Genomic DNA, 14,010 nt, shown 5'->3' on the forward strand with positions numbered 1-14,010 from the left:
TAATCATTCAGTAATTAATTTTGAACCCGGTGCGCGGTCTCTCCCCGAACGCAGCCGGGTTCTTTATTTCAACAACTTATAGTGGAGGATACGATCAGATGAATAACGAGCAGTTGCTAGATCTGGTAAGACAGATGACGTTGGAGGAAAAAACAGCTCAGCTTCTTCAGTTGACTGCAAACTTTTATGAAGGAACAAATGTTGAAGGTCAGATCACAGGGCCGATGGAAGAGATGGGAATTACGGAGCAGTCCGTAGATGCCAGTGGGTCCATTCTGGGGTTGTCCGGTGCGCAGGCCATCATTGATGTACAGCAAGCTTATATGCAAAAAAGTCGTTTGGGCATTCCGCTTTTGTTCATGGCTGACGTAGTTCATGGATTCAAAACCATTTTCCCGATTCCACTGGCGATCGGTTGTTCATGGGACACAGAACTGGCTGAGAAAAGTGCTGAAATTGCAGCACGTGAATCAGCTGTATCCGGTTTGCATGTTACCTTTGCACCTATGGTGGATCTGGTTCGTGACCCGCGCTGGGGCCGTGTGATGGAAACGACAGGAGAAGATCCTTATCTGAACAGTTTGTTCGCGGCTGCGTTTGTACGTGGATATCAGGGCGACAGCTTGAAGGATGAGCCAGATCGTCTTGCAGCCTGTGTTAAACACTTTGCGGCGTATGGAGCGGCTGAGGGTGGTCGGGATTACAATACGGTGGACATGTCTGAGCGTAACCTGCGTGAGTATTATTTGCCAGCGTACAAAGCAGCATTGGATGCGGGCGTGGAGATGGTTATGACTTCGTTCAATACGGTTGACGGTATTCCGGCAAGTGGCAATGAGAAGTTAATGCGTGGCATTTTGCGTGACGAGTGGGGCTTTGATGGTGTGTTAATCTCGGATTGGGCTTCCATTCGCGAGATGATTGCGCATGGTGCTGCAGAAGATGATCGTGAAGCGGCATATCGTGCCATTCGCGCAGGAGTAGATATGGAGATGATGACACCTTGTTATGTGCATCATTTGCCTGAACTGATTGAGAGTGGTGAAGTGGATGAGAAGCTCATTGATGAAGCCGTTCTGCGAATTCTGCAGCTGAAAGAAAAGCTGGGATTGTTCGATAACCCACTTCGTGCAGCTGATCCTGAACGTGAACGTGAGATTGTATTCTCCAAAGAGCACCGTCAGGTATCGTATGAACTGGCAACGAAATCAGCTGTCCTGTTGAAGAATGATGAGAGCGTGCTTCCACTTCAACCTGACGCTAATGTTGCCCTTATTGGTCCTTTTGCACAGAGTCCTGATATTTTGGGCTGGTGGTCCTGCGAAGGAGTTAAGGAAGATGCAGTTAAGTTGGGAACAGCTCTGCAAGAACGCCTGACGGGTGGGAAAGTTCAATTTGCTCAAGGCAGTAATGTTCATACGATTACAGCTGAGCAGATTGCCGAAGCCCTGGAAGTGGCAAGCAAAGCAGACCTGATTGTCCTTGCTCTTGGTGAAGACTCCGAGATGAGTGGAGAAGGTGGCTCGCGCACGGATATTCGTCTGCCAGCAGCCCAATTGGAATTGGTTAAACAGCTCAAAGCAGCGGGAAAACCGATTGCCAGCGTTATTTTTAACGGCCGTCCATTGGATCTGCATGGTGTAATCGATGAATCGGATGCCGTTCTTGAAGCCTGGTTCCCGGGTAGTGAAGGCGGAGCCGCGATTGCAGATGTTCTGACAGGTGTAGTGAATCCATCCGCACGTCTGACGATGTCCTTCCCGCAGTCCGTAGGTCAGATTCCGGTCTATTACAACCATTTCAATACAGGTCGTCCACTGAACCCGGAGAAGACGGAAGAACGTTATGTCTCCAAATACATTGATAGCCCGAATGAACCTTTGCTTCCGTTCGGTTATGGTCTCTCATACACTTCGTTCTCTTATGGTGATCTTGAAGTGTCAAGTAATGAGATGACTACCGAAGAGTCCCTGAGCATTCAAGTACGTGTAACGAACACGGGTGAGCGCGCAGGCGTGGAGACTGTTCAGTTGTACGTTCGTGATGTAACGGGTGAAGTCGTTCGTCCTATGCGTGAGCTGAAAGGATATGTGAAGCTTGCACTGGCGCCAGGCGAGAGTGGTACAGCCACGTTTACGTTAAATGAAGAACAGCTTCGTTATCACCATTCTGACTTAAGCTACCGCAGTGATCGAGGCGAGTTCCATATTCTTGTGGGTGCAAACAGTCGGGATACTCAGAAGAAATCATTCAGACTTGTTTAATCTGATGAATGGAAAGAGTAATGTGTCAGGCCTTTTGTTATGGAAGGCCTGATGAACATAACAGGGGAGCGAAGAATGTGGTCAGTATCAAGGATATCGCCAAACAGGCGGGAGTTTCCATCTCTACTGTGTCATATGCGCTGAATGGCAGCAACAAAGTGACCGATGAGACGAGTTCCAAAATTTTGGCCATTGCCAAAGAACTGAACTATGTTCCAAATGCCGCAGCAAGAACACTGAAGAAGAGGGAATCCAAAATTCTAGGTGTATTCTTGACCGATTTTAGCGGAGATGTGTATGGAGACTTGCTGAGTGGCATGAAAGCCGTATGTAATGCTCAAGGCTATGACCTGATCGTGTGCAGTGGTAAACAATCCCATCGCATGCTTCCAGAGAGGATGATTGATGGTGCAATCATTTTGGATCATACGTTTGCAAGTGAGGAACTAATGCAGTATGCCGATCGTGGGCACAAAATCGTTGTATTGGACCGTGAGATGGACCATCCCAACATTAATCAGGTTCTGCTGGATAATAAAGCCGGGGCGACACTTGCGATGGAACATCTGATTGAACAGGGACATAAGAAAATCTACGTGGTGACAGGACCGGAAGGTTCGTTTGACTCTGTGCAGCGGTTAAAGGCTGTGAGACAGGTTGCAGAACGTGAAGCCGGTGTGGAATGGATTGAGATCACGGGAGATTTTGAGAAGAGTAGTGGAGAACAAGCCGCAGATCAGATTGTGCAGGTGTATGATGGACCCGCAGCGGTATTCTGCCTCAATGATGAGATGGCTATTGGCTTGTGTGATCGTCTGGCAGACAGTGCACTTGGCGTTGGTCAAGAGATTGATGTCATCGGATTCGACAATATTGAATTGAGCAAATACGTCCAGCCGAGATTGGCGAGCATTGATTATTCCAAGCGCAAGTGGGGATCACTCGCTGCTGAACAATTGATCAAAATTATTGCTGGAGAACCCGTTGATCATGAACGAATTTATGTGACATTAGTTGAGGGTGGGTCGGTGAGTGGGCCTATTCCGTCTGATTCTGTTATATCCATGCGGAATGACCGGGCGGTTAGCTATTGATCCCGAATACAGCAAGAGACAAGGCTTAGAAGAATCGAATCATTCTTTTAAGCCTTGTCTCTTGTTATTTAGAGGATGAAGCAATAGAAAAAGCCTCTCCGGAGAGAGGCTTGGCCTTTACAAGCCTTTTGTTTTGTCATTGTTGTAGGATGAAGTGAGAATGCCTGTAATGAAGAGAGTCAATACGATTGCAATAATCCAGAATGTCAGTGAAAATGACATGCCCTTCGCACCTCCTGCACAAGCTCATTTTCTTCTATTATAACCATTATAGGTAGAAAAGAAATGCTTCACCCTATTATTTGTAAAATAAAAAGTGTGTGGGAACCGGTCTGAGGCTGCCATCTGAAGGGTTATTCACAACCCGATTATTCAGAATAAGCGAGGATGATCCACCGCCATCCAGATTATAGGCGTCAATCACCCCAAGCTTGTACAATCGCCCTTGCAACTCTTCAAGGGTAGCACCGGAACTTCCGCCCTCATTATATCCGTCAACTACAATAATCAATAACTGATCATCTTTATAATTGCCAATGACTGTACGTGGTGCTCGTTTGGGTGATACTTTCCACTTGTCGGGAATTGGGGGTTTCCGCCCATTCTGTAGCAGCACCGGAACAAACGTAGCCCCGAATTGTGGTTGCAGGCGATCCAGTGAGTTTTTGTCGAAGAACTTGCCTCCGACCAGTTTACCGGCATCGTTAAGTCCTACAAAAAACAGATCTTTGAAACTGGCCTGAAAACCGTTCACGTACTTCCCGTCCATGACGGTTGTGCTAAGTGGATAACGTTTGCCCCCACTGTCAGCAAATCCACCTGCGTTAATCCCGGCAATTGCGCCGTTACGCTTCACAGCCTGCATGGTCGTCTCAGAACGCCCAGGTTCACTGTCTAGAGCCATCTGCATGGCTGTAGGGTCTTTTAGCTTGATCTTCATGGCATAGCCCTTATAGCTGCCAGGATTCACTCTGTACATTTCAATCGTTAGCCGTTCACTGTCTACCCGTTCAAATGGAACGCCAAGCTTGGATGAAATCCGGTTGTTGTAAATCTTTTCCGGACGATCCGCTTGGGTGGAAGCCTTCTGCACAAGTGTAGACATCGTACTTGTTGTTTTATTATAGAGCTGTGTCGTTCTTTTAATAGAAGAAGAAGTCTGGACAGCAGCATCTTTTGCCCCCGCAAGCTCTTGGCTAATTGCTTGGGTCCGGGGTGTAATCGTATCCTCTGACAGTTCGGTAGGCATCAAACCTCCGGGTTCAAGTGGAGGACGAAGCAGCAGCAGGCATAATATCAATCCAACAAAAGGAGCGAGTGCAAGCATAAAAAAACGATTAACCTGTTTGACGGGTGTAATCATTTGAGCAGGTCCATCTTTTTCTGGAGTGTCTCCAGTTGTTTTTTGACTTCGCTCAGCTGGGTATACAGTTTGTTGCTGTTATCCGTTTTGTCACTTGCATTATCCTTGGTGAAAGTCAGCAATTCATTGAAGGATTGAACCTGTCCCTGCAGGTCTTCTACTTCCTTTGATATCGTTGTTAGCTGATTTTCGTAGTCGGTTTTTAGCGCTGCAATCTGCTGCTGATTATGGGCTTGAAGCTGGTTAATCATCTGTTGCTGGAGATGGTTACTATAATAGTAGGTTCCAACGACTCCTAGTGCAATGAGAACAATCCACATTACCAGAAACAGTTTGATTGAAGATCCAGCCTTGCCTTTGGCGCTCCGGGTGTGATGGATGTCAGAGGACGGGTCAGATGGTTTCATATCATCACTCCTGGTCATTTATAGGTACAAAAAAATTTCCAGTCCTCATTCTATCATGCCCCTATTGATTACGCAAAAATGAAATTCTTTACTTAATAGAGTAAAAAGAGATTGCATCGGAAGGAAGTCCTAGGATACAATTTCTTATAGATGCAATAAGTAGGAACTTTGGGCAGGTTTTTCGACTTTTTTAGATAGAAATGCAGGAAATTTATACTATATTTTGACCTTTCCGGGGATGGAAAGATGGACGTCATGGTGTTTTTATAACAAAATACAGTGAAAATAGAGCTTTTTTATCGGCTTCCTCCTGTATTTTTCTGTTTTTCGACATAATCCGACCTATGCTTCTTCTATACTCGGATTGTCGCATAGACGATGAAATCATCATGACAGAATTTAAAAGTTATTTGTCCAATACATAACAGGGGGAACAACAATGAAAAAAGTATGGCAGGTGGTCATCATAGATATCCACCCCACCAGCATGCTCGGTACAAAATTGATTTTGGAAGAGCAGCAAGATCTGACGGTACGTGGTATGACTTCGACCGGAACAGAAGGGCTCGATCTGGTGAATATTCACCAGCCTGATCTGATTCTGATGGATTATCGTCTTCCGGAGGGTCAGGCAGATCAATATATTGCCCAGATGAAGAATCTGTCAGCTCACAGTCACATCATTATTTTGACGGATGAAGACAATGTGAAGCTGTTTCGTCATCTGATGAGCCTTGGTGCAAGCGGCATGTTATCCAAACAGGCTTCCCCTAGCCAGCTGATTCATCTGATCTCTGGATTGCGTGAGGGCCATGTGTCCATTCCATTGTCGTGGTTAAACAGTGCGGAGTGGGCGCAACCTGTGGAGTCTCCGACAGAAGCACGTGTTATTGAATTAACAGAAACCGAAACTTTTATCATGGAAAGAATTGTTCAGGGTGTAACCTATGATAAAATAGCGAATGAGATCAACGTTAGCAGACGTTCCATTGATAATTACCTGCGTAAAATATACGTGAAGCTGGAAGTGAGCAGTAGAGCACAGGCCATTGAACGTTATGCCTTGCATGCAAGACAAGTGAAGACGGGATCCTGACGAAACAGGTTTGTTCTTCCCATGATCACAACAGTTCGGTATGCATCCGGTCATATTCGATGGCGAGCAGGAATAGGTTGTAGGGCTGCGGACTGCGAGTACAGTTTCGGAATAGGGACGAAAGGGGAACGGATCGATGAAATATTTCTTTGCTTCCCGTACCAACAGGCTTTTGTCATCACCACTGAGGGATATACGTGAGATGTCTGGCAGGGATTATTTCATTTCTCTGGCGGAAGAATTGCCTGCGGAGGAGTTGTTTCCTTTCAAATTGTTGGAAGAAGCAGCGGTGTCTGTCTTTAGTTCAGGCCCTTCCGCATTGCAATATGGAGAGCCAGCAGGCTACACACCCCTAAGAGAGTGGTTGAACAAAGACTGGAATGCACGCAAAGGCATACGAACGGTACCCGAGCAGATTCTGTTGACCACTGGTACCCAGCAGGCCATCGATCTGGTGATGCGTCTATTGCTTGAGCCAGGAGATTCTGTACTGGTTGAACATCCCACATCTCCAGGCTGTCTTGAGGTTCTGGAGATGCAAGGAGCCAAGATTGTGCCCGTAATGGGTGATCGGGACGGCATACTTCCAGACCTTTTGGAGCATCACATGCAGCAGGTTAGACCGAAGCTGCTTTTTGCTGCACCCAGTTTCTCGAATCCGACCGGTGCTTTGTGGAGTATGGAGCGGCGGGAGGCAGTCCTTGAGCTGTGTTCGCGCTATGGTGTACTGCTCGTGGAAGATGATTCTTACGGAGAGCTCCATTTCGATGGGCTTGAGCCAACGGAATTCTATCGTAAATATCCTTCACTTTTTGCACTGGATACTGCCGATCAGGGTGGACATGTTCTCTACATTGGTTCATTCAGCAAAACAGTAGCGCCCGCTCTTCGAACCGGATGGGCCGCTGGACATCCTGCGCTGATTCAGGCAATGGCCTCGGTTAAACGAATTGCAGATGGTCAGTCCAGTCCGATGAATCAGCGGCTGTTGTATCAATTGCTTGCCCATTCCCCATTTCGTTGGAGTGATCACCTATCGATGTTGAATCGGGAGTATAAGACAAGACTCAAACTGATGCTTGAACTGTTGAAGAGGCCGGGCTGGAAAGGGTGTCAGTACAACATCCCTGAGGGCGGAATGTATCTGTGGGTACAGTTGCCGGAAGGATTGGATAGTGGCGCTCTGCTTAAGGCGGCTTTGCCCAAAGGTGTATCCTTTCTTCCTGGATCACTATGCTCCACAGGTGTACAGGATCAACGTTACATCCGATTGAACTTTAGCCACCCGGGCCGGGATGAATTGCTACTTGGCATGAACCTGATCAGTGAAGCCATTTCCGAATTTACGGCTCGTAGCTAAGTCAGATCAAAAATAGATTTTGTAGCAAAAATTAAAATTGGTTCATGACCAAAGTGATTACGTTATTGCATCCACTAACATTTTTATATATAATATGAATTAATGAGTTGTTGGTTTCTTTATATAAGCTACAATGGTGGCCAGTTCAGGAAAAGCACTCATATATTTTATTTAACGGGGGAAAATTCAACATGTCTAATATTTTATTTGTTAAAGCAAATGACCGTCCTGCAGATCAAGCAGTCAGCGTTAAATTGTACGATGCATTCTTGAGCGCATACAAAGAGTCCCACCCAGGTGACACAGTTACTGAGTTGGATCTCTACAATACAGAATTCCCATTCTATGGTAACACTGCTATCACAGGTACTTACAAAGCAGCTAACGGTTTTGAACTGACAGCTGACGAGCAAAAAGCAGCTTCACTTGCAGCACAATTGCAACATCAATTCCTGGCAGCTGACAAAGTTGTATTTGCATTCCCACTGTGGAACTTCACTGTTCCAGCTCCATTGGTAAACTACATTGCTTACCTGAGCCAAGCTGGTAAAACATTCAAATACACTGCTGAAGGTCCTGTAGGACTTGCTGGCGACAAAAAAGTAGCTTTGCTTAACGCACGTGGTGGCGTTTATTCCGAAGGCCCAATGGCAGCTGCTGAAATGTCCCTGAACTTCCTGAAAACAGTTCTCGGCTTGTGGGGCATTCAAAACCCTGAAGTGGTTATCGTTGAAGGACATAACGCTTCTGCTGATCGTGCTGAAGAAATCGTTACTGCAGGTCTGAAATTGGCTTCCGAAGTAGCAGTAAAATTCTAATAACAATCTTCTATATAGAACACATCAAAACACCTGTAGTCTCCAGTGGAGATTACAGGTGTTTTTTTGCCTTCTCATTTTTTTTCACATCCGTTACTTCAGATGATTCCATATCAGATATGGCCTGTATTTTTTAAGTACTGCTCCACTGTTTCAGCGATGTGTGCAAGTCGTCCTTATTTTCACCAGATACAGAATACGTTACATCGAGTTCATTAATGGTTCGTTCAATCATATCATTATCCTCAAGCATGTGTGCATGCTCGGTTAACGCCTGTACTCCCTTAATCGTCAAAATATACTTTCCACGGGAGAGGCGTTCAAACCAGCCATAATAATTTTTTTGCAGAATTGCTGCGGCAGAACCTACGCCTGTCTGTCTGGCAAGGTTGGCCGGAGAGGCTTCTCCGTTCGTCCGTAGAGCGGATGCGACACGCAAAGCCTTCTCACGATATGCTGTGACCAGCTGTCTTCGTGTGCTGCCTCCCGTATTGTAGTCTCCGCTGCGTTCGTCGAATTCCTTGAGCAATCGTTTCCGCCGAACACCGCTTTTACGGGCAACCTGATTGGGGCCAGTGAGGGGGATCAGGGCGGAGGGCTCGCACAATACATCAATCAGGGGAGCTTTGGTTTTGTAAAATGTGACAGTCAGCAGCCCCAGACCGAGCTGTCTGCATAGTGCGGTCAGTTCGCTCCAGCGTTGGTTCACGGCTCCGCGTTTACTGCGATTGCGCTCGACGGCCAGATACACGAACGGGCTAAGTTTCAAGCGCTGCATGCCCTGCAGCAACAGGGAGAGGTTAAATGTTTTTTTCATCTCCACAATGAGTGGTTCGTCCTGGTCTGATCTGACTCCGACGAGGTCACAATGTCTGACTTCCGCCTTGACGTCGAAGCCACGCTGCTCGAAGAAAGTCTTCACGGGCGAATATAATTCGGTTTCGTATTTCACTGCCATCGTCCGTGCTCCTTTCCAGAAGTGGCCTGTCTCTGACCATGTGTTGTCCGGTTTCCTGAATTTAGAACCCTCATTATATCATATTCGTTCTTTTTTTTCTGAAGGCACAAGATGTCTGATAGAACAGGGAAAAGCCAAAATTCGAAGCGGTTGATTGAAAAAAAGAGGTCAACTTATCCGAATTGCCGCATAGGTATGTAATACACTTTTCACAACAAAACAAGACGTTTGGACAGAAGGTGGCGGGACAACACAGGACCGCAAGATTGGTATTCAAGCAGGAGCCGCAATTCTATTGATTTCTTCATACCATTCGGAATGGTTGACAATCACACTAAAGGAGCCATGGGAGGTACCAAGCATGAATATTTTTGAACGCGTTGCGGAACATCGGGCAGAGAGTGACCGTTTGACATGGAACGGAACATTTGAAGATTATATTGCACTGCTGAGAGAGGACCCGACTCCGGCAATGACGGCTCACGCCAGAGTGTATGAGATGATTGAATCGTTTGGGGTGGAAGAAGTAGGTGGGCATAAGCGGTACAAGTTTTTTGAACAGGAGATCTTTGGGCTGGACCGTTCGATTGAAAAGTTGGTTGAAGAATACTTTCACTCGGCTGCACGCCGTCTGGATGTACGGAAGCGGATCTTGCTCCTGATGGGTCCTGTAAGTGGAGGGAAATCGACGCTGGTGACGCTGCTGAAGCGGGGGCTTGAACAGTTCTCGCGGACAGAGAAAGGTGCCATATACGCCATTGATGGATGCCCGATGCATGAGGAACCGCTACATCTGATTCCACTGGAGCTTCGTCCTGAAGTGGAAAAGGAAATTGGAGTCCGCATTGAGGGTAACCTTTGCCCATCCTGCCAGATGAGACTTCGTACCGAATATGGTGGTGATATCAGCAAGGTGCCGGTGGAACGGGTCCTTGTTTCCGAAGATAATCGGGTGGGGATAGGAACGTTCAGTCCATCTGATCCGAAATCACAGGACATTGCCGATCTGACGGGGAGTATCGACTTCTCCACCATTACGGAGTTTGGTTCCGAATCCGATCCACGTGCCTATCGTTTTGATGGGGAGTTGAACAAGGCGAACCGTGGGTTAATGGAGTTCCAGGAGATGTTGAAATGTGATGAGAAATTCCTATGGAATCTCCTGTCGCTCACGCAGGAAGGAAATTTCAAAGCGGGACGTTTTGCCTTAATCAGTGCGGATGAAATGATTGTGGCGCATACGAATGAATCGGAGTATAAATCTTTTATCTCCAACAAGAAGAATGAGGCACTGCAATCCCGGATGATTGTCATGCCTATTCCGTACAACTTGAAGGTATCCGAGGAAGAGAAAATCTATGCCAAGCTCATTCAGCAAAGTGACATGAAGCATGTTCATATTGCACCGCATGCACTGCGGACTGCAGCCATTTTTTCCATACTTACCCGCTTGAAGGAAACGAAGAAACAAGGCATGGATCTCGTTAAAAAAATGCGCATGTATGATGGTGAAGAAGTGGAAGGATACAAAGAAGCTGATCTGCGCGAGATGCAAAATGAGTATCTGGATGAAGGGATGTCCGGCATTGATCCACGGTATGTCATTAACCGGATCTCCAGTGCTTTGATTAAGCAAAATCTTCAGTGCATTAACGCGCTGGATATTCTGCGGGCGATCAAGGATGGTCTGGACCAACATGCCTCGATCACGAAGGAAGAGCGGGAGCGTTATCTGAACTTCATTGCTCTTGCACGCAAGGAGTATGATGAACTGGCCAAGAAGGAAGTGCAGAAAGCATTTGTTTACTCATTCGAGGAATCCGCAAGAACGTTATTCGAGAATTACCTCGATAACATTGAAGCATTTTGCAACTGGTCCAAGATGCGTGACCCGCTCACGGATGAAGAGATGGACCCGGATGAGCGTCTGATGCGATCCATAGAGGAACAGATCGGGATCTCCGAGAATGCAAAGAAAGCGTTCAGAGAAGAGATTCTGATCCGAATCTCGGCATACTCCCGCAAGGAGCGCAAGTTCGAATACAGCAGCCATGACCGTTTGCGTGAAGCGATTGAGAAAAAGTTGTTCACCGATCTGAAAGATATTGTCAAGATCACAACCTCAACCAAAACACCGGATGCAACACAATTGAAACGTATGAATGAAGTCATTAAACGTTTAATTGAGGAACATGGATACACCGCAGCCAGCGCGAATGAACTGTTACGTTATGTGGGTAGTCTGCTTAATCGCTAATCGGCAACGAACCATTCCGGATCAGGCTCCTGATGCCTGTTGTGAGGCTCCTTCACAGCAGGGTCAGGGCCTTTTTAATTACATGAAGGTCATATTAGTCTAAAAAGCTGACAAATAAGGTTAATTTTAAAGAGAATTAGTTCTAATGGTATATGTATATTTAGGTATTTTAGTCTATAATCAATACATATATTTACAATTTAAAGTAATTTAGTGTTTATTAAGGAGCTGACTGAACCAGATATGAGCAGTATTTCCGCAACAAGACAGAAGCAACTTGATTACATGGGATTAACCGCAGGGGATCTAAAACTGCTTGCCGATCATCGGCCTGTTTTTAAAAAAGTCGTTAATGAAGTGGTGGATCATTTCTACAATCATGTGGGGAATTATCCTGAATTGGTAGATCTGATCGCTCGATTCTCTACCATTGATCGTCTAAAAGAAACACAGAAGATGTACTGGTTATCAATGACGGATGGAATCGTGGACGACGCATATATTGAGCAACGGATTGCGATTGGACTTGTGCATTCACGGATTGGTCTGTCTGAAGATTATTATCTGGGTACCTATATGGTCTACCTGGATATTGCAACGAGCATATTCCAACAGGTTATCCCTGATTCCTGGCATCTTGTCATTCAAGCGCTCAGCAAAATGTTTAATCTGGATTCACAGCTTGTCCTTGAAGCCTATGAGAAGAAAGAAAAAGAAAAGTTACATCAGCTTGCCGATGACCAACAACATACATTACAGGCAATTACGCAGATTACCCAAGAGCTTACAGGCATGATTAGTGAATTAAATGAAAGTGCAATGGCTATATCGAGTGTTGCCAAAGAAACAGCGGCTTCTCAGGATCAGGCTCAGGTTCTGCTTACCGAATTAACAGGAGAGATCCAGCAGATCGGAAAAATGGGTGAACTCATTCGCGAGATATCGGATCAGAGTCATCTTGTCGGCCTGAATGCAGCGATTGAAGCTGCTCATGCAGGAGAGTTTGGACGTGGCTTCGAAGTAGTCGCTAGTGAGGTGCGCAAGCTTGCAGCCAGTTCCCGGGATGCCCAGGGTAAGATTCAGTCTAATCTGGAGAAGATCATGAAGAAACTGAGCAGTGTGCAGCAGGAGTCGGATCATACGTCTCGCGGAGCACGTAGCCAAGCTTCACGCTCGGCTGAACTCGCTGTATTTGCAACAACAATGGAGAAACTGTCTCTGGATTTGAAGAATCTGGAACAGCAGGAATAGAGCTTAAAAGCATTAGGAACCTTCCATACCGTTTCAGGCTGTTTTAAGCTATAATGGGTAGACAAACCTGCCGATGTTATAGAAAATGCAGCCGGAGACAGGGGATTCGAAAGAGGTTGAGGTGATCAGATGGCTTCTATCCATGATGTAGCCAAGGAAGCGGGAGTATCTGTTGCAACCGTTTCCAAAGTGATAAACGATTATCCTGATGTAAGTGAAAAAACACGCAAAAAAGTCAATATAGCCATCGAATTATTGAAATATCAACCCAATGTGGTCGCACGTGGACTTGTCAAACGCCGTTCATGGACGGTGGGAGTACTGTTAACAGTTCCGTTTACGAACCCTTTTGTGTCGGAGTTGCTGGAAGGGATCAAGACAGCGCTGGAGAACAGTGGATATGACCTGGTCCGGTTGTCTACTCGATTCGATGATCCGGCGTACTCGTTCATCAAACATTGCCGCAGTCGTAATGTGGATGGCGTTGTGGTATTCGGGGAAGGCAGAGAAAACGCGAGTATTCAGGAACTGGTGGATGCAGAGATTCCAACGATGTTTGTTGATACGGACATGTTGGGCAAACGTGCCGGTTACATTACTACGGATAACGCGAACGGGATCTCGATGGGTGTCAAACATCTGCATGAGCTTGGGCACCGCAAAATTGCCTATATCTCAGGGACACTTGGACCTGCTGTAGCCAATCTGCGATTGGAAGGATATCGGGAAGGGCTGCGAGAATGCGGCATCCCGTATTCTACGGTATATCTGGAGATCTGCGATTATTCCTTCGACGGGGGAAGCAAGGCTGCCCGACGATTGCTGGCACTTCAGGATCAACCAACGGGAATTGTCTGTGCATCAGACATGTCTGCTTTTGGTGCGATTCATGAAATTGAAAAGCATGGACTGAGTGTACCGGAAGATATCTCGGTTGTCGGGTTCGATAACACGTATTATGCTGAGGTATTCAAACCGGGGTTGACCACGGTGAATCAGAATATCTATTCCATTGGCATTAAGTCCATTGAATATCTGATTGCCATGATCGAGAATCCATCTTATTCTCCTCCTGTGGTGACGGAACCTTCCAATCTGGTCATCCGTCAGACGACAGCACCTTTAAAAGACTAAAAACGTAA

11 protein-coding genes are annotated in these 14,010 nt (G+C 46.3%); 8 read left to right on the plus strand and 3 right to left on the minus strand.

The features are described from left to right. The first annotated feature begins 98 nt into the window (after positions 1–98). Together bglX and NST38_RS09340 are read left to right on the plus strand one after the other, a co-directional pair. Positions 99–2,264, plus strand: a complete 2,166-nt coding sequence (gene bglX, locus NST38_RS09335) for a beta-glucosidase BglX (RefSeq protein WP_076252413.1) — start codon at positions 99–101, stop codon at positions 2,262–2,264. A 77-nt stretch (positions 2,265–2,341) separates the two neighbouring features. After that, positions 2,342–3,358, plus strand: coding sequence for a LacI family DNA-binding transcriptional regulator (locus tag NST38_RS09340; RefSeq protein WP_076252411.1), 1,017 nt, complete (start codon positions 2,342–2,344; stop codon positions 3,356–3,358). A 298-nt stretch (positions 3,359–3,656) separates the two neighbouring features. Here the strand turns inward: NST38_RS09340 and NST38_RS09345 are convergent, their stop codons facing one another. Together NST38_RS09345 and NST38_RS09350 are read right to left on the minus strand one after the other, a co-directional pair. Continuing rightward, a complete protein-coding gene (locus NST38_RS09345) occupies positions 3,657–4,721 on the minus strand; it encodes a phosphodiester glycosidase family protein (RefSeq protein ID WP_076252409.1) in 1,065 nt (354 codons plus the stop codon). Continuing rightward, positions 4,718–5,128 carry a uroporphyrinogen-III C-methyltransferase gene (locus NST38_RS09350; protein ID WP_051447152.1) on the minus strand — a complete coding sequence of 137 codons (411 nt, stop codon included), beginning with the start codon at positions 5,126–5,128 and terminating at the stop codon, positions 4,718–4,720. Before NST38_RS09350 ends, NST38_RS09345 begins: the two co-directional genes overlap by 4 nt. A gap of 439 nt (positions 5,129–5,567) precedes the next feature. Here NST38_RS09350 and NST38_RS09355 point away from each other — a divergent pair, with 439 nt between their 5' ends. The 3 genes from NST38_RS09355 to NST38_RS09365 all read left to right on the plus strand — a co-directional run bounded on the left by NST38_RS09355 (position 5,568) and on the right by NST38_RS09365 (position 8,402). After that, positions 5,568–6,224 carry a response regulator transcription factor gene (locus tag NST38_RS09355; RefSeq protein WP_017689577.1) on the plus strand — a complete coding sequence of 219 codons (657 nt, stop codon included), beginning with the start codon at positions 5,568–5,570 and terminating at the stop codon, positions 6,222–6,224. 136 nt (positions 6,225–6,360) lie between these two features. Further along, a complete protein-coding gene (locus NST38_RS09360; RefSeq protein ID WP_036610015.1) occupies positions 6,361–7,584 on the plus strand; it encodes an aminotransferase-like domain-containing protein in 1,224 nt (407 codons plus the stop codon). Between the two features lie 191 nt (positions 7,585–7,775). Then, entirely contained in the window at positions 7,776–8,402 is a 627-nt protein-coding gene (locus NST38_RS09365; protein WP_341343918.1) for an FMN-dependent NADH-azoreductase, read from the plus strand. A gap of 133 nt (positions 8,403–8,535) precedes the next feature. Here NST38_RS09365 and NST38_RS09370 read toward each other — a convergent pair whose 3' ends face one another. Further along, on the minus strand, positions 8,536–9,360 hold the full coding sequence (locus tag NST38_RS09370; protein WP_076252408.1) for a DUF2161 domain-containing phosphodiesterase: 825 nt from the start codon (positions 9,358–9,360) through the stop codon (positions 8,536–8,538). A gap of 361 nt (positions 9,361–9,721) precedes the next feature. On the opposite strand from NST38_RS09370, the gene NST38_RS09375 reads away from it, so the two are divergent. The 3 genes from NST38_RS09375 to NST38_RS09385 all read left to right on the plus strand — a co-directional run bounded on the left by NST38_RS09375 (position 9,722) and on the right by NST38_RS09385 (position 14,002). Continuing rightward, entirely contained in the window at positions 9,722–11,617 is a 1,896-nt protein-coding gene (locus NST38_RS09375) for a PrkA family serine protein kinase (protein WP_076252406.1), read from the plus strand. Positions 11,618–11,860: 243 nt separating this feature from the next. After that, positions 11,861–12,868, plus strand: coding sequence for a globin-coupled sensor protein (locus NST38_RS09380; RefSeq protein WP_076252404.1), 1,008 nt, complete (start codon positions 11,861–11,863; stop codon positions 12,866–12,868). Positions 12,869–12,997: 129 nt separating this feature from the next. Next, on the plus strand, positions 12,998–14,002 hold the full coding sequence (locus NST38_RS09385; protein WP_076252402.1) for a LacI family DNA-binding transcriptional regulator: 1,005 nt from the start codon (positions 12,998–13,000) through the stop codon (positions 14,000–14,002). Positions 14,003–14,010 lie beyond the last annotated feature (8 nt).

Source organism: Paenibacillus sp. FSL H8-0104, assembly GCF_038050215.1.
Classification (GTDB): Bacteria; Bacillota; Bacilli; order Paenibacillales; family Paenibacillaceae; genus Paenibacillus; species Paenibacillus amylolyticus.